Genomic DNA, 1,410 nt, shown 5'->3' with positions numbered 1-1,410 from the left:
GGTTCACATAAATTTTAAGGGGATTAAGCAAATAATTTTTCCATTCTGAACAGAAAGAACTTCACATCTATAACCCCTCTTTGGTTAGCTCTAAATAGTTTTATTTTGGAATTAAAAGATTCTGCATTTGCATTTGTGAGCCTTTGAGTAAAGAAATTTAATATTGTTTCTAAATGATATTTTAGACTATTTGCTGCGGTATTAAAAGTGTTCATTTTTAACAATTTTGTTTTTTCAATCCAATTCAAAATTTTTTCTCTAGCCAACTCTTTTGATTGTTCTTCATAAATATTTCTAAATTCCATTGTATGTTTATAAGCATCGTGTAAAAGCGGATAATTTTTAAATAATATTTCGGCTCTTTGTTTTTGATTTTCTGTCCATTCACTTTGTTTTTTAGCGATAATGTATCTGCTTCGAGCAAGTAATTGCTTGGGAGAATCATCATTTTCAAAAACAAATGGAATATACTTTATACCTTGTTCTTTGGCTAATTTTATGGCTTGATTTTCTTTTTCAATTTCCTCCCAACGATATTTTATTCGAAGATGTTGCAAACATTCCATGACCATTTTTACAACGTGAAAACGATCCGTAATCAAATAACTCTCTGGAAAACACATTCTTGAAGCTAGTTGCATGTTGTTTGCCATATCTTGAGTAATTGTCTTAACTAATTTGCGTTTTTCTAACGGTATTTTCTGCAAAACATCAATAATATCCTGACTCTTAGTGCCTTTTATACTAGCAACTAATGTTCGTTTTTTACCTTTTCCTGATTTATTAGTAACAAATGTGTAAATCTCTCCTTTTGACAAACTTACTTCATCAATACTTAAATTTTCGTCTATATTTTCGGGATAAATCAAATAATCTTCGGCATGATTATATTGATTCCAAATTTTAAAACCACTTGCCTTTTTATAATGTCTTCTCACTAAATCTGCCTTAACACCATAATAACTAGCAATATTACTTATCGTATCTTCTCGGGTCGAAACCTGTAGATTTTAAAAAAGCTGCCAATTCAATAGTTAATTTTGAACCCTCAGTGATGAACGAATAATCGCTTTTAATTTCAATAGATTTATCTATTTTACTACGCCATCGCCTACGACGAATGCCTAAATAAACGGCTTTTCCACGAATAGGAAAATCTTGAATTATAGTACGATTATAAAATCCTTTTGATTCATATTGTTCATTTTCATAGCCATTTGGAAGTATATTCTTCTCATCTATATAAATATAAAAACAATCCTTTTTGGTTGCTATATCCCCTAATTCTTTAAAATCTAAAACATCAAAATGGTCTAATAACCCATCGGGTAGAAAGTGTGAAAAAAATGAAAAATCCATTGCTTTTTTATTGCAAATTTACAACTTCTCCCCAATTATTTTATATGAGCC

2 protein-coding genes are annotated in these 1,410 nt (G+C 29.6%); both read right to left on the bottom strand.

Annotation, left to right across the window (positions count from 1 at the left end):
- Positions 1–23: 23 nt before the first annotated feature.
- On the bottom strand, positions 24–938 hold the full coding sequence (locus B0A58_RS11005) for an ISAon1 family transposase (RefSeq protein WP_165766329.1): 915 nt from the start codon (positions 936–938) through the stop codon (positions 24–26).
- Positions 939–972: 34 nt separating this feature from the next.
- Entirely contained in the window at positions 973–1,359 is a 387-nt protein-coding gene (locus B0A58_RS11000) for an ISAon1 family transposase N-terminal region protein (RefSeq protein ID WP_089081100.1), read from the bottom strand.
- Positions 1,360–1,410: the final 51 nt, after the last annotated feature.

Origin of the sequence: Flavobacterium branchiophilum NBRC 15030 = ATCC 35035, assembly GCF_002217205.1 — a bacterium.
Lineage (GTDB): Bacteria > Bacteroidota > Bacteroidia > Flavobacteriales > Flavobacteriaceae > Flavobacterium > Flavobacterium branchiophilum.
Note: the sequence above shows the minus strand (reverse complement) of the source record. Positions and strands in the feature narration are given on the sequence as shown.

Excerpts from the sequence above, each read along its gene's own strand:
- B0A58_RS11000 (WP_089081100.1), bottom strand. The coding sequence starts at position 1,359 with ATGGATTTTTCATTTTTTTCACACTTTCTACCCGATGGGTTATTAGAC.